This is a genomic window from Shewanella sp. SP2S2-4, from assembly GCF_031932025.1.
GTDB classification, from domain to species: Bacteria; Pseudomonadota; Gammaproteobacteria; order Enterobacterales; family Shewanellaceae; genus Shewanella; species Shewanella baltica.
On the sequence record NZ_JAUOER010000035.1, the window covers coordinates 13,721 to 32,361 of the forward strand.

At 45.7% G+C, this 18,641-nt stretch carries 20 protein-coding genes; 11 read left to right on the plus strand and 9 right to left on the minus strand.

Annotated features, from left to right (window positions below):
- Positions 1–162: 162 nt before the first annotated feature.
- Genes Q4Q54_RS20370 through Q4Q54_RS20385 form a run of 4 tightly spaced genes read right to left on the minus strand, consistent with a single transcriptional unit; the run spans position 163 to position 5,562 of the window.
- Positions 163–342 (minus strand): Trm112 family protein, encoded by a 180-nt coding sequence (locus Q4Q54_RS20370; RefSeq protein WP_006081200.1) that lies wholly within the window; start codon positions 340–342, stop codon positions 163–165.
- A complete protein-coding gene (gene lpxK, locus Q4Q54_RS20375) occupies positions 329–1,348 on the minus strand; it encodes a tetraacyldisaccharide 4'-kinase (RefSeq protein ID WP_311989418.1) in 1,020 nt (339 codons plus the stop codon). Before lpxK ends, Q4Q54_RS20370 begins: the two co-directional genes overlap by 14 nt.
- A complete protein-coding gene (gene msbA, locus Q4Q54_RS20380) occupies positions 1,349–3,157 on the minus strand; it encodes a lipid A export permease/ATP-binding protein MsbA (protein ID WP_106650197.1) in 1,809 nt (602 codons plus the stop codon).
- Between the two features lie 32 nt (positions 3,158–3,189).
- Positions 3,190–5,562 carry a DNA internalization-related competence protein ComEC/Rec2 gene (locus Q4Q54_RS20385; RefSeq protein WP_311989419.1) on the minus strand — a complete coding sequence of 791 codons (2,373 nt, stop codon included), beginning with the start codon at positions 5,560–5,562 and terminating at the stop codon, positions 3,190–3,192.
- A 32-nt stretch (positions 5,563–5,594) separates the two neighbouring features.
- On the opposite strand from Q4Q54_RS20385, the gene Q4Q54_RS20390 reads away from it, so the two are divergent.
- The 6 genes from Q4Q54_RS20390 to Q4Q54_RS20415 all read left to right on the plus strand — a co-directional run bounded on the left by Q4Q54_RS20390 (position 5,595) and on the right by Q4Q54_RS20415 (position 9,701).
- Complete coding sequence (locus Q4Q54_RS20390) at positions 5,595–6,104, plus strand: DUF2062 domain-containing protein (protein WP_311989420.1); 510 nt, start codon at positions 5,595–5,597, stop codon at positions 6,102–6,104.
- Between the two features lie 344 nt (positions 6,105–6,448).
- Positions 6,449–7,621 carry an NnrS family protein gene (locus Q4Q54_RS20395; RefSeq protein WP_311989421.1) on the plus strand — a complete coding sequence of 391 codons (1,173 nt, stop codon included), beginning with the start codon at positions 6,449–6,451 and terminating at the stop codon, positions 7,619–7,621.
- Between the two features lie 138 nt (positions 7,622–7,759).
- The gene (locus tag Q4Q54_RS20400; RefSeq protein WP_106650194.1) at positions 7,760–8,164 is read left to right on the plus strand and encodes a phosphate-starvation-inducible protein PsiE; all 405 of its coding nucleotides are present in this window, start codon (positions 7,760–7,762) and stop codon (positions 8,162–8,164) included.
- 158 nt (positions 8,165–8,322) lie between these two features.
- The gene (locus Q4Q54_RS20405; RefSeq protein ID WP_106650193.1) at positions 8,323–8,625 is read left to right on the plus strand and encodes a PilZ domain-containing protein; all 303 of its coding nucleotides are present in this window, start codon (positions 8,323–8,325) and stop codon (positions 8,623–8,625) included.
- Between the two features lie 76 nt (positions 8,626–8,701).
- A complete protein-coding gene (locus Q4Q54_RS20410; RefSeq protein WP_106650192.1) occupies positions 8,702–9,370 on the plus strand; it encodes an AAA family ATPase in 669 nt (222 codons plus the stop codon).
- Positions 9,357–9,701, plus strand: coding sequence for a ribbon-helix-helix domain-containing protein (locus tag Q4Q54_RS20415; protein ID WP_106650191.1), 345 nt, complete (start codon positions 9,357–9,359; stop codon positions 9,699–9,701). The genes Q4Q54_RS20410 and Q4Q54_RS20415 overlap by 14 nt, the downstream gene beginning before the upstream one ends.
- Positions 9,702–9,851: 150 nt before the next feature.
- On the opposite strand, the gene Q4Q54_RS20420 is transcribed toward Q4Q54_RS20415, so the two are convergent.
- Positions 9,852–10,094 (minus strand): YecH family metal-binding protein, encoded by a 243-nt coding sequence (locus tag Q4Q54_RS20420; protein WP_106650190.1) that lies wholly within the window; start codon positions 10,092–10,094, stop codon positions 9,852–9,854.
- Positions 10,095–10,222: 128 nt separating this feature from the next.
- Here Q4Q54_RS20420 and Q4Q54_RS20425 point away from each other — a divergent pair, with 128 nt between their 5' ends.
- The 5 genes from Q4Q54_RS20425 (at position 10,223) to Q4Q54_RS20445 (ending at position 15,602) form a co-directional block, all read left to right on the plus strand.
- Positions 10,223–11,920 (plus strand): sensor histidine kinase, encoded by a 1,698-nt coding sequence (locus Q4Q54_RS20425; RefSeq protein ID WP_220592619.1) that lies wholly within the window; start codon positions 10,223–10,225, stop codon positions 11,918–11,920.
- Positions 11,917–12,627 carry a two-component system response regulator BtsR gene (gene btsR / locus Q4Q54_RS20430; protein ID WP_311989422.1) on the plus strand — a complete coding sequence of 237 codons (711 nt, stop codon included), beginning with the start codon at positions 11,917–11,919 and terminating at the stop codon, positions 12,625–12,627. The genes Q4Q54_RS20425 and btsR overlap by 4 nt, the downstream gene beginning before the upstream one ends.
- 197 nt (positions 12,628–12,824) lie before the next feature.
- The gene (locus Q4Q54_RS20435; protein ID WP_311989423.1) at positions 12,825–14,285 is read left to right on the plus strand and encodes a carbon starvation protein A; all 1,461 of its coding nucleotides are present in this window, start codon (positions 12,825–12,827) and stop codon (positions 14,283–14,285) included.
- Between the two features lie 182 nt (positions 14,286–14,467).
- Complete coding sequence (locus tag Q4Q54_RS20440) at positions 14,468–14,851, plus strand: VF530 family protein (protein ID WP_006087426.1); 384 nt, start codon at positions 14,468–14,470, stop codon at positions 14,849–14,851.
- 292 nt (positions 14,852–15,143) lie between these two features.
- Positions 15,144–15,602 carry a FlxA-like family protein gene (locus tag Q4Q54_RS20445; RefSeq protein ID WP_311989424.1) on the plus strand — a complete coding sequence of 153 codons (459 nt, stop codon included), beginning with the start codon at positions 15,144–15,146 and terminating at the stop codon, positions 15,600–15,602.
- 95 nt (positions 15,603–15,697) lie between these two features.
- On the opposite strand, the gene Q4Q54_RS20450 is transcribed toward Q4Q54_RS20445, so the two are convergent.
- The 4 genes from Q4Q54_RS20450 to nrdG all read right to left on the minus strand — a co-directional run bounded on the left by Q4Q54_RS20450 (position 15,698) and on the right by nrdG (position 18,538).
- Complete coding sequence (locus tag Q4Q54_RS20450; protein WP_311989425.1) at positions 15,698–16,660, minus strand: hypothetical protein; 963 nt, start codon at positions 16,658–16,660, stop codon at positions 15,698–15,700.
- 57 nt (positions 16,661–16,717) lie between these two features.
- Positions 16,718–17,332: a GTP cyclohydrolase II gene (ribA, locus tag Q4Q54_RS20455; protein ID WP_006087423.1), complete on the minus strand. Its 615-nt coding sequence runs from the start codon at positions 17,330–17,332 to the stop codon at positions 16,718–16,720.
- 273 nt (positions 17,333–17,605) lie between these two features.
- The gene (locus Q4Q54_RS20460) at positions 17,606–17,962 is read right to left on the minus strand and encodes a YibL family ribosome-associated protein (protein ID WP_107947079.1); all 357 of its coding nucleotides are present in this window, start codon (positions 17,960–17,962) and stop codon (positions 17,606–17,608) included.
- 114 nt (positions 17,963–18,076) lie between these two features.
- Positions 18,077–18,538, minus strand: a complete 462-nt coding sequence (gene nrdG / locus Q4Q54_RS20465) for an anaerobic ribonucleoside-triphosphate reductase-activating protein (protein ID WP_311989435.1) — start codon at positions 18,536–18,538, stop codon at positions 18,077–18,079.
- Between the last annotated feature and the right edge of the window lie 103 nt (positions 18,539–18,641).

Genomic DNA, 18,641 nt, shown 5'->3' on the forward strand with positions numbered 1-18,641 from the left:
AAGGTTTGAATCACTCAAATTTGCGTGGCTAAGGTCTGAGCATAGAAAAAACGCAAGATTGGATAAGCACTGTTAATCGGCTAAAAATAGCGAAAACAATAATAAGAGAAGCTCAAAAAGGTAAGTATGCGCGTATTAGGCAATACGCGCATTCACATCATACTAGACTGATTCAGTCAGTGGCACGGCACGATTTTCCAATAACACTGGGATACCTTCAGTGATCGGATAGGCCAGCTTATCCGCCTTACAAATCAACTGCTGCGTCGTTTTATCGTACTCAAGTTTTCCCTTACACACAGGGCAAGCCACTATATCTAACAATTTTTTATCGAATGCCATGGAAGTTTCCTTGTTTAGCTGCAGCCACCTCGCGAAGACGTGCGAGCAGCTGCTCATCAAATTGTGGGGATAGCTTGGCATTGACCGCCAAATACCACCAGTTCTCTTGTGCAAAATCGCGACATTTAACCGCATCTTTTTCTGTCATCAACAGCGGCAAGTCTTGGGCTAAATCACGTAATTGGGTTTTATCGTAGGACTGATGGTCATCAAAACCCTGGCATAGCGCCAGTTGATAACCTTGGGCGCGCAGCGATTCAAAGAAACGCGCAGGGTTACCAATACCCGCCATCGCAACCAGCGGCTGAGATTTATCGAAACTGTAATTACTACAGTTTACATCGCATTTAACGGGCTTCACTTCAGTTGGGGCCAGTTGCATTTCGAACTGACCTTTTGCTGCAGGTCCGCCATTACAGACGATAAAATCCACGGCATTGAGACGCCACGCGCCTTCACGCAGCGGACCTGCCGGTAACAACAAGCCATTACCTAAACCGCGTTGACCATCAATCACCACCAGCTCGATATCGCGCCCCAACGCATAGTGCTGCAGCCCATCGTCGCAGATGATAACATCGACACCAAACTCAGCAATAAGCGCATTGGCCGCATCGACGCGTTTAGCGCCAACTACCATAGGCACTTGAGTGCGCGCCACTATCATAGCTGGTTCATCACCCACCTCTGCTGCACTCGCACCTAAATTAACCGTTTTAACGCCTTGAATATCAACGCCGTAACCACGACTGATCACACCGGGTGTAAACCCATGCTGGCGCAATAATTCAATCAGATAAATCACGGTTGGCGTCTTACCGCTGCCACCGACGGTAATATTACCAACAACGATGACAGGCACAGGCATTGCCGTTTGTGGTTTGAATCCGAGGCGAAACAAGGCGCGGCGCACATAAGTGATCACCGCGAATACGCCCGATAAAGGCAACAAGAGCCATCGCAGTGGATGGCCCTGATACCAGATTTTATTCACTAAGGCCTGCATCTAACTACCAAATTGCATTTGGTACAATTTGGCGTACATGCCATCTAATTCCAATAGCGACTGGTGCGTCCCACGCTCGACGATACGTCCCTGATCAACCACTAGAATTTGATCGGCACTCTCGATAGTCGACAACCTGTGGGCGATCACTACTGAGGTGCGGTTTTGTCTGAGGTTATCTAAGCCTTTTTGAATCGCTTTTTCCGACTCAGTATCTAATGCCGAGGTCGCTTCATCGAGGATCAACACAGGCGCATCACGCAACATAGCGCGCGCAATCGCAATCCGCTGTCTTTGACCACCGGATAATAACACGCCATTTTCACCCACTTGGGTATCAAGGCCTTGGGGCAGCTGATCAATAAACTCCATCGCATAGGCCAAGGTCGCCGCTTCAATAATCTGCTCACGCGTCGCTTCACCGGGATAGGCGTAGGCGATGTTGTTAGCAATCGTATCGTTGAATAAGGTCACCTGCTGCGATACCAAAGCCACTTGATTACGCAGCGATTTTAGCGAGTAATCGTAGATGCTGACATCATCGAGCAAAATGTCGCCGGATTCGAGCCCCGTATAAAAACGGGTTACTAGACTGGCAATAGTCGACTTACCAGAGCCAGAACGACCGACTAGCGCTAGGGTTTGACCCGGTTTAACTTCAAAATCGACATCTTCCAGCGCTCGACGATCTTGGCTGTCATAGCTAAAACAGACCTTATCGAAACGTAGATGACCCTTAGCGCGCTCGACGGTATAAGTGCCTGTGTCAGACTCAGGTAGCGTATCCAATAATTCAAACACTGTGGTACAAGCTGCAATACCCCGTTGGAATTCAGCGTTCACTCGGGTTAAGTTTTTGATGGGTTGCAACATGGCCATCATAGCGCCAAGAATTGTCGCGAAGGTGCCGGCGGTAAGATCGGCTTTCATGCTATCTAAGCTTGCCGCATAAAGTACAAACGCTAAGGCGAATGAGCCGATAATCATGATCAACGGCTGACTAATGGCCTGCGCCACAGCTAACTTCATATTTTGATGGCGGTTTTGATCGTTCACTTTAGCAAAACGGGTAGCTTCGGTTTCTTGTCCACCAAAAGCCAATACGTTTTTATGGCCCTTAATCATTTGCTCAGTCGTAGCACTTACACCACCCATAGCGGTTTGAATTTGCTTAGAAACTTTACGGAAACGACGACTGACCACAGTAATGACCATGCCCATAATCGGCCCGATCACTAAGATACACAGGGATAACTTCCAAGAGTTATAGAACATCAGTGCCAGCATACCCAATACAGTTACACTGTCGCGGACGATAGAAATCAAAGCGCTACCCGATGCTCTGGCAATTTGCTCAGTATCGAAGGTGACTTTTGAAATCAAGTTACCGGTATTTTCCTTGTCCATGTAACTGACTGGCAGGCTCAGATAATGCTCAAACACTTGCTGACGCATGTCCATGATCAAACGTGCACTCATATATGAAATGCCGTAGGTCGAGACAAAGTTGGCAAAACCGCGCAGTGTAAACATGACGATAACCACAAGCGGCGCCATCATCAGCACATCGTTGTTCGCGTGGAAACCTTCACTGGTTGGCAATGCTATGCCGTTGGTGACCGCAGCGGGTGCGCCGCCGGAAAAACCCTTATCAATAAAGGGGCCGATGAAAGCGATAAAGGCGGCATCGACGAGACCATAAATAATTAATCCCGCAACTGAAAGCATAAACATGCCTTTCATCTGTTTTATATAGCCCAGTAATCGTTTGAAAACTGTCCACATTTCGTCTTTAGGAGATGTTGTCATTGATAACACTAAATTATGGCAAAGTAGCCATTCTACTCTGGATTAATCAAGTCACCAAATCTAAACAGAGAGTTGTACCAAAATGGCGCTAAATCACCACGATAGGTCTTTACCTCTAACTCAGGCTGCTGAAAAATCACACTAATCTGCCCTTCTGTCCCTGTGGTCAAACTCCTTATCTCTCGTCGCTGATACCGTTCAACCACAGTAGATTTAGGAAAACCATAACGATTAGCAAAACCCGCAGGGAAAAGCACTAACTTAGGGGCTACGGCATCGATAAAGGCCTCTGTCGACGAGGTTTTGCTGCCATGGTGCGGCGCCACCAGCACGTCGCTTTGTAACTCGTTTCGGTCACTTAGATCACCGTTCACACTTAGATCACCGCTCACACTCAGCTCACGGCTTATACTTAATTCACGACTTAATAGTGCCGCTTCGGTTTGTTTTTCAATGTCCCCGGTGAGTAGCAGACTTTGCAAGCCATCATCGATGCGTACCACACAGGAGCCATTATTTCCCGCCAACACTTGAGGCGGTGAGAGTAAGTTAAAGCTCAACCCTTGCCATTGAATTTGCCTTGGGCGGCAATCTTGGCCGCTAAAGCCTGCCACATCTGTGATCACCCAAGCCTTAGGATAAGCCTCAATCAAGACAGGCGCGCCGCCTGCATGATCGTTATCGCTATGGCTGATAACAATATAGTCAATCTCTTGAATACCTTTGGCTTTTAGGAAAGGTAATATCACTCGCTCCGCATAACTGAAATCATCACCAAAGGCGGCGCCCGTGTCATAGATGACTCCCCTGCCATTTTTTTCAATCACCACGGCTAAACCTTGGCCCACATCGAGTAAATGCATGGCCCATCGATGGGTTTGCACGGGAGACCACAGCGTCATACAAAAAAGTAATACGGGCATAAACAACAAACTCAATAGGCTTAGCCAAGCAATATTGTTTTTATGCTTAGGCACATAGCGCCATAACACACCACCAACGAACGTGCAGACTCCTAAGGCTAATAGGCTGTCAGAGAGTGCTAACCAATGAGCGGGTAAGTGCTGACTGATATCGAGTAACTGCGCATAGGGCGATAAACTCCAATCACTGAGGCGAAGCAGTCCCAACCAAGAGAACCCAAACGTAGTTCCAAGCCACCAGCAGACAAATCCCGCCATTGCTAAGGGGATCACTACAAAGCTAAACCAAGGAACTGCCAAGATGTTCATCCACAAACTGTGTACACTCACGCCGCCAAAGAGTGCCGCTTGCAGTAATCCAAGCCCGAGACTCAAGCGCCATTGGATTGCCCAAAACTGTATCATCCCTGTGCGTAAACGCGCCCCTCGACTCGACGCTGGGGTAAATGCCCTTGGTTGGACTTCTAAAGTGTATAAGATGATGCCTAAGGCACAAAACGACAGCCAAAATCCCGCACTTAAACAAGCGAGCGGATCAAGCAGCAATACAATGAACAGGGCAAATAACAAGCGCTCCCACGCGGTAGAAAATCGCTTTAATAAACTCAACAGCATTAACAGCAGAATCATCACCAATGCCCGCTGAGTCGAAATACCAAAGCCAGCAAGATAGGCATAAAATGCGGCGCCTATGCCCGCAGCGACTAAAGCAAGGGTGATATTACGTCGACTTTGATGTGGCACTAAGTGACTAAATCCAAACAAAAAGCATGTGTAAATCCATGCTGCGACGACTGAGAGATGCAAGCCGGAGATCGCCACTAAATGACCCGTACCCGTCTGCCGTAGTGCTTGCCAACGTGCTTTTGTGATCAACTGCTTATCACCCATAAGCAAGGCGAGTAAAATATCACCTTGCGGCAAAGAGGCTAATTCAGGCGTCAATGCGCTTATCAGCTCGTTACGCAGTGAAGGTGAAACCTCCAGTAAATGTGCCTCAATCACTCGCCCTTTACCGACAACATGTTGGCTGATTAATTGTTTCTGCTCATTGTAGCCACCTTGATTTAACACGCTAGCAATGCGCTTAGGCATCAAGGTAAACTGCCAAACCTGACCGACATCGACTTCTGGCGGATCTTTCCACGTGAGTCGCAATTTTGCATTTAGCCCTAAGATTAAATTTGGTTTAATGACCGATATATCCAAACTTAGCCAGTCGCTGTTTTGACTAACTAGTGATATGATTTCGCCCCTAACCTGTATAGGTTGTTGTAACACTGGAAGATCCTGCCTAGATAATCCTAAGCAAAAACCAGTTAGCCATGCCATTGCAAAAAGTGCACCTGCACAAACAGGGACTTTTCGGTATAAAATTAGCGCCCCAACAACAAGGTAGGGTATGTAACTGACTGGCGGCAGCGAAGGCCACAACATCGCTGATAACAAGATGGCACTAAAGCCAAACATGAATCGATTCATAGTGAATTAAGTTAAGACAGCAATTTCAGCCTATGCCAAAAAAATTAATCAAAAGATTTATGCCTAAGCCTGAAACCTTGCGTGAGCATAAACACTTACGCATGTTTGGACGCTTATTACATAATCCCAATTTGTGGGCGCTAAATCGCAAATCCGCTCCTGGCGCATTCGCAGTGGGATTATTTGTCGCCTGGATCCCTATGCCATTTCAGATGGTAGTGGCTGCGGCTTTTGCCATTCTATTTAACGTTAATATTCCCGTTTCTGTCGCATTAGTCTGGATAACCAATCCCTTAACTATGCCAGTGATGTTTTATGGCGCGTATTTACTCGGCGCTAAGATACTCGGCCATGCGCCGCAAGATTTTGCCTTCGAAGCCAGTTGGCAATGGATTGAAGCCTCCCTTGCCACCATAGGTCCGGCGTTTTTACTGGGATGCCTTGTGCTCGGGGTAATTTTTTCCGCAGTGGGTTATTTATTGATTACTAATCTGTGGAAATATTCGATTATGTTTAAGTGGCAAAAACGTAAGAATAAATAACCTCGCCTTTCCCACCGCTTATGCTGATGCAGTTTTAGCCAAAAGCTAATTAACCTTAGTAACAGTATAAGCGGTTCAATATCTTAGCTTATTCTTCATGACCTAATGTGCCCCCAAATCGCTCTTCTTCCACTCGCTTTACATCCTGTCGTTTTAACGTCTGTCGCGCGCTCACTCCTTTCACGCTAGAGATTGTCGTTTCTCATGTTGAGCGCCATCTGTGCAGACTAGATTGCGTCTTAAACAGACGCCGCACCAGGAATACTCATATTGGGATATATACATTCATTTTAATTGCAGCTTAAAATATCCGACAGATTTAGTCAGATACTCAAGAGCCAATTATGTTGAATATTGATGAGCCCGCACATTTACAACCACAAATCGCCTTATTCAGATTAGGCTTTCGGCCTTTTTTCCTGTTTGCGAGTTTATTCAGCGTATTGGCATTAGGGATCTGGGGAGGATTTCTTTCAGGGATCAATCTGTTGCCGCAATCCGTTAATCCACTTTGGTGGCACGGTCACGAAATGATTTTCGGATTTGTCTGCGCCGTCGTCGCTGGCTTTTTATTAACGGCGGTGCAAAACTGGACGGGCCAAGCTGGGATTAAAGGAGTTGGGTTGTTGGGGTTATTCAGTCTGTGGTTATTGCCACGGCTATTATTACTCATGCCGGTAGCGATTCCCTTTACGCTCATCATGTTTATCGACTTACTATTTTTGCCGCTAACGGCGTTAATACTTGCCAAAGCCGTGATCCGCGTTCGTCAATGGCGCAATTTTGTATTCATCCCCATTCTCACCTTGCTCACCCTGATGAATGCACTGAGTTACTACGGCGTACTAACAAATCAATTTGAATGGATAAACATAGGCTTATATGGTGCAGTTGCGTTAATCAGCATCATAGTCGCACTCTTAGGTGGCCGAGTGATCCCTTTTTTCACCGAGCGCGCAACACAATGGCAGCGTCAAACTGCGATTCCAGTGCTCGAATGGCTGAGCTTTATCAGTCTCTTTGGATTAGTCATTAGCTTGATCCTACAAGAGCAAATATTGCTCCGTAGTATGGCAGGGATTGCGAGTATCGTTTTACTGCTGCGCTCGCATCGCTGGGGTTGGCATGCCTGCTGGCGCGTACCTTTGCTCTGGTCGCTGCATCTTAGCTATGTGTGTATCCCAATTGGTTTAGCACTGATTAGCTTGGGTTTCCCCTTATCCGTTGGTATGCACGCGATAACGGTTGGTGGGTTAGCTGGGATGATTTTAGCTATGATGGCGCGGGTTTCGTTAGGCCATACGGGCCGAACACTGCAACCGCCAAGCATAATGAAGTATGCCTTTGGCTTAATCCTGCTTGCGGCAGTGTTTCGAGTATTAGCAGGGATAATCCCGCTATGGTCGGCATCATTACTGCTGGCCGCCATAACATCTTGGGTCATCGCCTTCGGCTGTTTCTGTATCTGCTATGGGCCTATGTTGTGCCAAGCCAGAATTGATGGTCGACCTGGTTAGGACATGTTAATACTGAATTTGGCACTTAAATGTAGATTGAACATATCTGTGAATTAAGTCACACAGCATAACTGCGCTTTTCCCTACAAGCTGATTTTTACTGTTACTATTTAAAAAAACATCAAGTAGGGAATGCCCATGCCATTTTATCACCAATATGGTTCTAAGAGCCTCAAAGCTGTAGAACACTTAGTTCTGTTTATTATTGCCATTGCCACTATCGTCGCGATAGGCCAAGAAATTGTGCATATTGTCTCTGTCCGTATGGTTGCACTAGCGGATTTACTCCTGTTATTTATTTTCCTAGAAGTCTTAGCCATGGTGGCGAACTACTATGAATCAGGTAAGTTACCCGTGCGTATGCCACTGTATATCGCAATTGTGGCCTTAGCTCGTTACCTCATTTTAGATATGAAGAGTATGGAAGATTGGCGTATTGCCGCGATATCACTGTCGACGTTAATTTTAGCGGCAACTGTGATCGTCATTCGTTGGGGTCAATTAAAAATGCCCTATCCGAAAAACCAAGAATACGACAATTAATCAAGCACCTGAGTTGGTGCTATTGAAGACGAATTCAATAGCACCTGCTGTCCTCCTTTTAAAACTATTATCAAAGACCTAGCTTTCACATTGGTATTCTGCCAAAAAGCAATTATGCTAGTTTTACTGAGATCAATAATTTACGGGGCAATTGAGTTATGGGTGACCATACTACTGGTTTTGAAGAAAAACGCACATCACTGCGAGTGGACATGGAAGCGGAGCGTGTCGTCTTACATTGGATTGATGCACAAGGCATAAAGCAAACCGATGAAGGCGTGTGTATCGACTTAGCCAGACGCGGTATTTTATTCGATTATAAACGTCCCTTTGCACTGGGCGAACTCATCGAAGTGACCTTTAATCCCGATTCCACCCAGCAAAATACCGTCAAAGGACAAGTCTGCCGCTGCGCAAAATGCCACGACCAAAGCTATCACATTGCCATGCAACTGCTTTAATTTAACTTAAATTTCGCAGGTTTAATGGGTCTGTTCTACACTCAATGAATTGAACGATTCATGAAGGGGCGTCACTATGATCTTGCTGGTAGGTGGTGAAAAAGGTGGTAGCGGAAAAAGTTGCCTCGCTCAAAATCTTGCCGTTTATATCAAGCAAAAATTTCAAGCAAACGTCCTTATGGTCGATTGTGATCCCCAGCGCACCACTTCAGATTGGATCCAAGCGAGAAATAATGATCCCAGCCTGCCCAGCATTAACTGCATTCAGCTTTATGGCAAAATTCGTAATGATTTACTCAGCCTCAATGAGCGTTTTGATTACGTGATTGTTGACTGTGGTGGTCAGGATAACTTGGCCATGCGCGCTGCCATGTCGGTAGCCACTTATGTTGTGATCCCCCTCAGACCCAAAAGACGCGATCTTAAAACATTACCCCACATGGAAGACATGCTCAGCACTTGTAAGATGGTGAATCCTAAAATGATCGCCACCATAGTGCTAACCCAATGCCCTGCGCTTCCTACACAATTTAAGCGTATTTTAGAGGCTAAAGATGTGGTGCAATCCTTTGGATTAAGAGTGTTGAACTCCGTCACCTTTTGTCGAAATATTTATGATGACAGTGAAGAAAAAGGCTCCTCTGTGGTCGAAATCGAACCCGATGGAAAAGCCGCCGATGAGATCCGCGCTATAGCGGATGAATTATTTGCTATGCCACCAGAAAATAGCTATGAGCTTAACTGATCTTAAACGTAAGAAACCTAAGCAAATCATCAAGCCGGTTTCTGTCGATGATTTCATTGAAGATGCCAATAACTACGCCTTAGGTAAGGCGAGTTTATTAGCCGCGGCTCAGACTCAAGCGACAGTTAAGGGCTTAGATAAAAAGTCGACTAAGATGTATCGCCACGCGACTTTTACCCTGACAGAAAAGAGTATTGCCCAGCTCGATGACTTATCGAAATCCACCAGCATTGCAAAATCTCGCTTGCTGCGTATTTTAATCCATGAGTTTAGCCAACTCACACCCGCGCAGCAGAACCAAATTGCCAATAAACGCCACGACGAAACCTAAACTTCTAAGCCGATAAAGCCAAACGGTAATATTCGGTCACGCTCAATGTCTTTCTATGAGCAAACGTCTCCACACTCTAATGATTTTGTATTACGCATCTGTTCTCTTAAACAGTTACGCGATTGCCAAAATATGTATAGCCACAATCTATTAATGCTCACACTTTCTCCCCGCGGCCAGTTCAATGCCTTGGGGCGTTTCATGGAACTTACCTTTCGCTACGAGTAACTGAATTAATGCTTCAGCGCTAAGATCGGCGGCACTACAGGTGTGGTATCGAGCCGCAAAGCCAAACTTTTGTCCCATTAGGGATAATAATTCAGGCTTTATAATAGCGGTACCTTGCGCTACCATCAGCGCCATAACATCATGACCGTGAACAGAATTGGACATATGTCCTCCTAAAGATGCAATATTATTGTTCTTTATATCCTAACGGTTAAATTTGAACCCTGATCTCGCGCACAGACTTTCTAATTGATACCACTGCGCTGACATCTGTGACGATAATGTGAGCCATTATGTCCTTGATCCTATTATTGACCCAACAGATGTCGCTGTACTTAGTGATCGTTTACTTAGTCAGTAAAACGCCGCTGTTTAAACTGTTTGCCGAAACCTCCCCTCGTCTGCCGCATAAGATTTTTATGTATCTGATTTTTTCGAGTTTCTGCATCATGGCCACCTATTTTGGTGAGCAAACATCAGGCGCTATTGCCAACACCCGTGCTATGGGCGCTGTATTAGGTGGATTATTAGGCGGCCCAGTTACTGGTTTTCTGGTAGGACTAACCGGTGGCCTTCACCGCTACAGTATGGGCGGCTTTACTGAAATAGCCTGCGCCATTTCCACCACCTTAGAAGGCTTATCCGCCGGGATGATCAGCTTTTATTTAAGACGTGCGGATAAAAGTGAGCTTATTTACAATCCATTACTCGTGTGCCTAGTGACTTTTTATGCCGAAATGATGCAAATGAGCATCATCTTACTGGTCGCTCGCCCCTTCGATGATGCGTGGGAATTAGTGCGCCAAATCGCGCCGCCCATGCTGTTAGTCAACTCCGTGGGAGCGGCACTCTTTATGAGCATGATCCGCGACCAAAAAACCATGTTCGATAAACTTTCCTCCAGTTTTTCAACGAAGGCGTTAAAGATAGCCGAGCGCAGTGTCGGACTCCTATCCAAAGGATTTAACGAAGAAAGCAGCAGCCGTGTGGCCCAAATCGTTATCGAAGAAACTAATGTAGGCGCAGTAGCCATCACAGACAGGGAAAAACTGTTGGCTTTTATTGGCATAGGTGCCGATCATCATCTGCCTGGTACGCCAATTTCTTCCAAGATCACCTTAGAAGCGATCAATCAAAATAAAGTCATGTTCGCCGATGGTGTTGAAATGCCCTATTCATGTTCTATTTCAAGCAACTGCCGCTTAGGCTCGAGTTTGGTGATCCCGCTGCGCAGTGATACCGAAGTCATTGGCACCATTAAACTCTATGAGCCTAAGAATAAGCTGTTTTTGAATATTAACCGCACCTTAGGTGAAGGTATTGCCCGTCTGTTATCGAACCAAATTCTTTATGGCCGATTTGAGCAACAACAAAATCTGCTGACTCAAGCCGAATTGAAATTACTGCAAGCGCAGGTTAATCCGCACTTTCTGTTCAATGCACTCAATACCATTAGCGCGATTATCAAGCGCGATCCCGATATGTCTAAGCAGTTGCTGCAGCAGTTATCGCAGTTTTTACGGATTAATTTAAAGCGAACGACAGGTTTAGTGACGCTCGGGGATGAGCTCGATCACATCGCGTCCTATCTCACCATTGAAAAAGCGCGTTTTATTGATAAATTACAAGTCAGTATCGCGATACCTGAATCACTCTACCATTGCAAAGTACCGGCCTTTACCCTGCAGCCGATTATTGAGAATGCGGTAAAGCACGGTACTTCGCACATGATAGAGCAAGGGCAGATTAAAGTGACGGGCAAGCTCGAAAATGATGTGTTGGAATTAGAAGTCACAGACAATGCCGGATTATATCAACCCGTTGAGGGCTCTGAAGGCCTAGGGATGAACTTAGTGCATAAACGCATTCAAAATATTTTTGGTGAGCAATATGGTGTCACTGTGGAATGCGAAGCGGATGAATTGACTCGCGTTACTATAAGATTACCCATAGAAAATACTGAGATATCCAATATGGACACCCGCTCGTGATCACTTGTTTAATTGTCGACGATGAACTGTTTGCTCGTGAAGAATTAGCCGATCTTTTGGGGCAAGAACACGACATTGAAATTGTTGGCCAATGCGCTAATGCCATTGAGGCGTTACAAAACATAGCCAAAGACAAACCTCAGTTAATTTTTCTCGATATCCAAATGCCGCGCATTTCGGGCATGGAACTTATCGCTATGCTCGACCCCGATAACATGCCAAAGATTGTGTTTGTTACCGCTTACGACGAGTTTGCCGTCAAGGCCTTCGATAACCATGCCTTCGATTATTTGCTTAAACCGATAGATGCCGAGAGACTTAATAAAACCCTCACTCGGGTGCGTAAAAATCTGACACCTCAAATCATGGATCCCATTACCCCAAAGCGTCTGGAACATATACCCTGTTACAGCGGCAATAAACTTAAGGTGATTGCCATCCAAGATGTGGAATATGTGTTCAGTGATTTAAGCGGCATCCATGTGGCCAGTACGAAAGGCAAAGTCCATACCCAATTGACCTTAAAAGTGTTTGAAGAAAAAACCCCACTGGTGCGCTGCCATCGGCAGTATTTGATTTCACCTAAGGCGATTGCCGAAATTGAGCTGTTAGACACGGGCGCCGAAGTCACCACCCATTCGGGGGATAAAGTGCCCGTATCACGACGTTATCTAAAGAGCCTTAAACAGCTGTTCGGCTTCCAATAACTCAAGCAAAAAGCCATCTTAGCGGGTATTTTTAGTCACAAAATGGCTAACAACACCCGCCGTTAACATACGATTGCAACCACTCAAGCCCACCTATTACCGCTCACATTGCATTTTCGACCACTCATTAAGATTACGAAGTTTTATATCAACAACTTGTTTACACTCGCCAGAACTCAAATGGGGAGATAACAAAAATGATGTGGTTCCTACTCTGTGTCGGTCTGCTGATCGGCGGCTACTTTATCTATGGCGCCTTTGTCGAGAAAGTCTTCGGCATTAACGCTAATCGTCAAACACCCGCTTTCGCTCAAACTGATGGCGTCGACTTTGTGCCTATGTCTAAGGGTAAAGTCTATTTAATTCAATTATTAAACATCGCAGGCGTAGGCCCAATCTTTGGTCCTATCTTAGGTGCTCTCTATGGTCCTGCGGCCATGTTGTGGATTGTGGTTGGCTGTATCTTTGCGGGTGCCGTGCATGACTACTTCTCTGGCATGTTGTCAGTGCGCAACGGCGGCCAATCTGTGCCAAACCTTGCGGGTAAATATTTAGGAAAGAGTGCCAAACACTTCATGAACGTGTTTGCTATCGTGCTGTTATTGCTGGTTGGTGTGGTCTTTATCTCTGCGCCTGCAGGTTTACTGGGCAAGCTTACCGGTTGGGACGTCAGTATTTTCGTCGGCATTATCTTCGTCTACTACCTGATCGCAACTGTGGTGCCAGTCGATAAAATTATCGGTCGTCTGTACCCCTTCTTTGGCGCTTTACTGTTCTTCATGTCGTTCGGTCTGGCTTTCGCGATTATCCTATCAAGCGAGCACACCTTACTGCCGAACGTGCAAGCGGGCGATTTCTTCCAAAACTTAAATCCAAATGACATGCCACTTTGGCCTGCGCTATTCATCACCATCGCCTGTGGCGCGGTATCGGGTTTCCATGCAACTCAATCACCATTAATGGCACGCTGCGTTGAAAACGAAACCAATGGTCGCTTCGTCTTCTTTGGCGCTATGATTGGCGAAGGCATTATTGCACTGCTTTGGTGTGCGATTGCATTGTCATACTTCGGCGGTGTTGAAGGCTTAAGTGCGGGCATGTCAGGCAACCCTGCCAACGTGGTCTATGAGGCTTCTACTGGTCTGTTAGGTGCTATTGGTGGCTTTATGGCTATCCTAGGTGTAATTATTCTGCCGATTACTTCAGGTGATACGGCTTTCCGCTCTGCGCGTTTGATTCTGGCTGAATTTTTCAACATGCCACAAATCTCACTGCCAAAACGCTTAGTGTTAGCTCTCCCACTGTTTGTTATCGGCGGTATGTTGACTCAAGTGGATTTTGGTGTCATTTGGCGCTACTTCGGTGTGGCAAACCAAACCACCGCGGTATTAATGCTGTGGACGGCTTCGGCTTACTTGTTACGCCATAACAAACTGCATTGGATTGCGACTATTCCAGCGATGTTTATGACCACAGTGGTCATCACCTTCCTGCTGAACTCGTCAACCTTAGGTGCAGGCTTACCGATGACGGTATCAACCATAGCGGGCGTGGTCACCACCTTAGTGATTACAGCGCTGTTGATTGTTAAAACCAAAGGTAAAGGTGAGATTGATTTACCGGTAGAAACTGAGCTTAAAGAAACAGTCAAAGACTAGTAAAACAGTCCGAATAACCAAGCTAAAACAGGCGCTTTATTGCGCCTGTTTTGCTCATACTGCTCCACCAATAACTGCAGACTCTGGTGTGAGCGAGCAAGGTATTCAAGCTTGACTCGATACCATTGCACACTGTATCAGGCATACAAAACTGCTATACTCCCGCCATAGCACACTGCAACATGCATAATATGAATCAATCGAATAACCCGCTCCACGGCATTAAACTGGAAACGATCATCACTTACTTAGTCGAGAAATACGGCTGGGAAGAATTAGGTGAGCGGATTAACATCCGCTGTTTTACCCACGACCCAAGCATCAAATCCAGCTTACGTTTTTTAAGAAAAACAGAGTGGGCGCGGGATAAAGTCGAATATCTTTATTTAAGAGCCAACAAATTACCGTTACCGCCACCTAAAGCCGAAGCGAGTCAAACCGCTAAAAAGCCTGCGGCAAAAGTCGCGACTAAAAAGCCCACTCAAACCGCTCCCGAAAAGCCGGCTAAAAGTGATAAACCCAGCTCAGATGGCACAGTAAACAGTCATATTTGGGGCAATAATTAATCTTCGCCTCTGCAGCCATAAAACGTAAACAGCCCTAAAATAAGGGCTGTATTGTCGTGATTAACCTGCTGCGGATCTATTTTCACTAACCTATTTGTACTCACCTACAGCCTCAATCTATTTGCGCTAATCTATTGGCGGCGAATAGCGCTCACTTATCGATTTTGAACCAATAGCTTGCACTCTTTTTAGCTGAACAACCAAAAATTGACTTCAGTTTTCAAATCTATGGCCGATACCGACTGTTATAGTGACTTGAGTATCAACGCAGTTTGCATCAATGGAGTGTTAAATGAACATTAATGGAATAAACAGTAGCGCAACTGGCTCAGCTTTCACCGCCATATCAAGCGCATATATCGCAGCGACACCAGCCACAACACAAACAGCGAATAGTGAGTCCGCTGACTCACAAGATACCCAAGACACTGTCTCCATTTCTAATGCGGGCCGCGCGGCTTTATCCGCAGATGTGGGCGCAACCTTGAGAGACAAAGCCTCAGCCAAAAAGAATGAAGTCGACAATGCCTCATCAGAAGAACCCATGACGTTAATTGATCAGCAGATCCAAAAAATAAAAGAGCAAATCAAGGCACTCCAAGAAATGTTGGCCAAGCTTGAAAATGATGACTCAGAGACCGCAGATCAGCAACGTAAGATGATCCAAGAACAAATAATGCAGCTGAGTAGTCAGATAGCAACCTTGACTGAGAAGAAGATGCGCGAAGCCCAAAAAAAGGAATCGGCTTAAATTAAGCGGTGATAATCCTGTGCTAAGTTAACCCATGTTCACAACATCGACATGTTCAAGCGGTTTATATATTCAAGCCGTCTAGTTGACCCTACTTAGATGGGAAAGCTGAACATCAAACGCCAAATGTTCAATCCATCACCACGGCGATAGCTGAATCCAATACGATCAACACCCAGCAATTCGCCCCCAAGGGGCTTAGAAAACGCGAGGGAAAAACCAGCCTCATAACTGCCTGAAACTATGGTATCTTGCTCTATCTCGCTGATAAATCTGAGCTCATTGAAATACCAATAACCCACAGCAAAGATCCTTGGTTGCACCTGCAGATCCCACCATTGCCAGCGCGGCGCTAATCCTAAATCAACGCCAGTTTGTAACACCGCAAATTGATCGGCAAACTTGCCATAGTGCTCACTGTACCCGGCAAAGCGTAATCTCGACACCCACACCGCATCTTGCCCAGCAAGGGTGAAATCATACAAGCTACTGATCCCTGAGGCGATAATGGCAACGTTATCGTTTTTATCGAAGTTAGTACCAAAACCGATATCTAAATACCCTTCCATTCGAGTGTTTTCGCTCGCCTGCCAGTGGTGCTCAAAACCTGGGGTAATGGTCATAGTGCCTATCGACGACGGTAACTCGCCTTCGGTGATATCTTTGGCTAAATAATCAAAAAAGCCGAAGGAGATAGGTAAACGTAACCAAGTCTGGCTTCCGCTATCTTTCTTTAAATCAAAACTTAACGGAATGCTGACAACGGTCGCATTTTGGTTGGCGGCGCGATACACACCAGTGCCGAGATAACTACCAAAGGCATAAACAGAATTAGGATTACTGCTCGACTCAATCGGATTGCTGCCATTGGCATTACTGCTAGGCACATGACTGATAGAAACAGGATCGACAGGCACGCCAGAATTGTTCGCTTGTGTCGCAGGTATAAACGTATTGGCGGGGGATGCACTATTGGCGAAAACGGCAGGAACAATGCTCAGAAATACTAAGCAAATTAACGACAAACATAATGGCAACCGACTGAAAAAATGGCTCAATTGACTTAAACCTTACTCATTTCTGACTCAATCGGTCGACCCATCATAAATACAAAGCTACTTATTTTCATCCATAAAATGATATTCAGACATCATGTGTCCAAGCTCAGTGGATTTGGTTTTTAAGTAGGCTTCGTTGTAACGATTCTTACCAACTTGCAGCGGTACGCGCTCAACCACTTCGATGCCAAACTCCTTCATCGCTTTCACTTTACGAGGGTTATTGGTCATCAAACGCACATGCTTCACGCCTATCTGTTCCAGCATAGGTTTGATCATGTCGTATTTACGCATATCGGCCTCAAAACCTAACTGCTCATTGGCTTCAACGGTGTTGGCACCTTTATCTTGCAGCTCGTAGGCGCGGATTTTATTCAACAAACCAATGCCACGGCCTTCTTGGCGCAAATAGAGGATAAAGCCACTGCCCGTTTCCGCAATATTTTGCATCGCCGCTTGTAACTGAAAACCACAGTCACAACGCAAGCTAAATAACGCATCGCCAGTTAAACACTCGGAATGAATTCGACCCAACACAGGTTCATCCGCACTGAGCGTACCGAATGTGAGCGCAACATGCTCTTTGCCTGATTCTGTATCTTCAAAACCATGCATGGCAAACACGCCCCAAGGAGTGGGTAACTTTGACGTCGCGACATATTTTATCGACATACTTAACCTTAACGACAACTCTCATTCCATGAGACGAATAAGATCCCTAGAAACAAACGAGGATTAGGCACTTAGCCAACTAAGCGCACTATTCTAAAGTGTTTTTGAACAATCAAGAAATACTTTAGTGTTTTAATCAACTAAACCAAACATGAATGTCATTTTCGATGGGCAGCACGAAGGAATGGATTAAAACGAAGCTATGCATAAAGTACTAGGCGCACAAACACGTGATCGACACTCGATCCCGTGTCAGTGACAGCCTAACCCACATTAAAATTTTGCGGGCGCGTATCCAGTGACTTCCTTAAGCCCCATTTCACGGCCGATAGCCGTCATAGGGTGGATCACCACAAGACCTTTGACAGACTTTTTCAGTTTGCCCATGTCCGCTTGTTCTTCTTTAGTCAAAGCGCGATGGAAAGGCAAACCTTTGATATCTGAACCTTGCTTATTCAATAAGCGGGTTTGTTGGCCTTTCACACTGCCAATTTGCTTAGTGACTGCAGCGATTTCGCGCTTGAACTGGGCAATAATGACGTCATCGCCTCTTTGTTCAGCCGCAGCAAGTTTACGACGAAATTTATCTAATTTATCGTTAAGCTGCTGCAGTTCTTGCTTTAAATTCATTCTGTTACCTTAAATTACCTAAGTTAGCCACAGTAAAATCTTAGCCTGATTATGCTAGCGTCTGTGTCAAGGCCTGAGATTATAGCAGCAAGTTACAGATCCTCGTTACCGCTTTTATAACAAACGAATGATCTGATTGCTGCTACCGCGAAATACGAGACTTGGATCGGCAAGACTTTGTTCAAATTTCCCATCCACCATCACATCAATATAGGCCAACACGGCGCGCTGTTCATCACTCAACTCATCGAGCACATAACCCGTCCAAAGCCAAATATCTTTACCTGCACACTCAGCCTTGACTCGTTTGACGAGCGCCAAAATGGCACTGAGATTGACAGGCAATAAAGGATCGCCCCCCGAGAGCGATAAACCACGGCGTACAATCCGCTGATCATTGAGATCGGCAATCATCCTATCTTCCATCGTCTTATCAAACACATGCCCAGAACGGGGATCCCAAGTACTTTGATTGTAACAACCGCGGCACTGGTGCTCGCAGCCAGAGACAAACAAGGTCGCACGGGTACCAGGGCCATTGACCACATCGATAGGGAAATATTGATGGTAATTCATTGATAGTACTTCATAGTGCATTTCATCTTTTAACATTGGGACTTATCCCATGGCACTATTTGATTTGATGCCACGTGATGCCACGGAATAAGTCTAACAAGCA

Excerpts from the sequence above, each read along its gene's own strand:
- Q4Q54_RS20400 (WP_106650194.1), top strand. The coding sequence starts at position 7,760 with ATGCCATTTTATCACCAATATGGTTCTAAGAGCCTCAAAGCTGTAGAA.
- Q4Q54_RS20460 (WP_107947079.1), bottom strand. The coding sequence starts at position 17,962 with ATGAATTTAAAGCAAGAACTGCAGCAGCTTAACGATAAATTAGATAAA.
- nrdG (WP_311989435.1), bottom strand. The coding sequence starts at position 18,538 with ATGAATTACCATCAATATTTCCCTATCGATGTGGTCAATGGCCCTGGT.
- Q4Q54_RS20415 (WP_106650191.1), top strand. The coding sequence starts at position 9,357 with ATGAGCTTAACTGATCTTAAACGTAAGAAACCTAAGCAAATCATCAAG.
- Q4Q54_RS20390 (WP_311989420.1), top strand. The coding sequence starts at position 5,595 with ATGCCAAAAAAATTAATCAAAAGATTTATGCCTAAGCCTGAAACCTTG.
- Q4Q54_RS20395 (WP_311989421.1), top strand. The coding sequence starts at position 6,449 with ATGTTGAATATTGATGAGCCCGCACATTTACAACCACAAATCGCCTTA.
- Q4Q54_RS20440 (WP_006087426.1), top strand. The coding sequence starts at position 14,468 with ATGCATAATATGAATCAATCGAATAACCCGCTCCACGGCATTAAACTG.
- Q4Q54_RS20405 (WP_106650193.1), top strand. The coding sequence starts at position 8,323 with ATGGGTGACCATACTACTGGTTTTGAAGAAAAACGCACATCACTGCGA.
- Q4Q54_RS20420 (WP_106650190.1), bottom strand. The coding sequence starts at position 10,094 with ATGTCCAATTCTGTTCACGGTCATGATGTTATGGCGCTGATGGTAGCG.
- ribA (WP_006087423.1), bottom strand. The coding sequence starts at position 17,332 with ATGTCGATAAAATATGTCGCGACGTCAAAGTTACCCACTCCTTGGGGC.
- Q4Q54_RS20385 (WP_311989419.1), bottom strand. The coding sequence starts at position 5,562 with ATGAATCGATTCATGTTTGGCTTTAGTGCCATCTTGTTATCAGCGATG.
- Q4Q54_RS20370 (WP_006081200.1), bottom strand. The coding sequence starts at position 342 with ATGGCATTCGATAAAAAATTGTTAGATATAGTGGCTTGCCCTGTGTGT.
- lpxK (WP_311989418.1), bottom strand. The coding sequence starts at position 1,348 with ATGCAGGCCTTAGTGAATAAAATCTGGTATCAGGGCCATCCACTGCGA.
- Q4Q54_RS20425 (WP_220592619.1), top strand. The coding sequence starts at position 10,223 with ATGTCCTTGATCCTATTATTGACCCAACAGATGTCGCTGTACTTAGTG.
- Q4Q54_RS20445 (WP_311989424.1), top strand. The coding sequence starts at position 15,144 with ATGAACATTAATGGAATAAACAGTAGCGCAACTGGCTCAGCTTTCACC.
- Q4Q54_RS20435 (WP_311989423.1), top strand. The coding sequence starts at position 12,825 with ATGATGTGGTTCCTACTCTGTGTCGGTCTGCTGATCGGCGGCTACTTT.
- Q4Q54_RS20410 (WP_106650192.1), top strand. The coding sequence starts at position 8,702 with ATGATCTTGCTGGTAGGTGGTGAAAAAGGTGGTAGCGGAAAAAGTTGC.
- msbA (WP_106650197.1), bottom strand. The coding sequence starts at position 3,157 with ATGACAACATCTCCTAAAGACGAAATGTGGACAGTTTTCAAACGATTA.